The organism is Shewanella sp. CAL98-MNA-CIBAN-0140, assembly GCF_040309905.1.
Classification (GTDB): domain Bacteria; phylum Pseudomonadota; class Gammaproteobacteria; order Enterobacterales; family Shewanellaceae; genus Shewanella; species Shewanella psychromarinicola.
The window spans coordinates 1-284 of sequence record NZ_JBEOPI010000133.1 but is presented as its reverse complement, the minus strand read 5'-3'; the positions used below and the strand labels follow the sequence as shown (position 1 = coordinate 284).

The 284-nt window shown below is 44.4% G+C and carries 1 protein-coding gene; it reads left to right on the top strand.

Annotated elements, in window-relative coordinates:
• The coding region (locus AAEY93_RS20465; RefSeq protein ID WP_351079467.1) for an inner membrane-spanning protein YciB at positions 1 to 270 on the top strand (270 nt) is incomplete at its 5' end.
• Positions 271 to 284 lie beyond the last annotated feature (14 nt).

Genomic DNA, 284 nt, shown 5'->3' with positions numbered 1-284 from the left:
GCTATTAACAAGCCGTTGATGCAGTTGGCCATGAAAGAGGTCTTTACCCTTACGCTCAGTGGTTGGAAGAAGCTAACCGTCGCTTGGGCGCTGTTTTTTGCCATGATGGGTGTACTACATTATATCACGGCATTTACCATGTCAGATGAGGCTTGGATTAACTTCAAAACTTACGGCTGGATTCCCATTATGTTGGTGTTCGTGGTCGCGCAGTTTGCAGTATTAAAAAAATATATCAATCCAGCGCTGACCGATAAAGCGGCTAAATAAGCACTGGTTAGGTA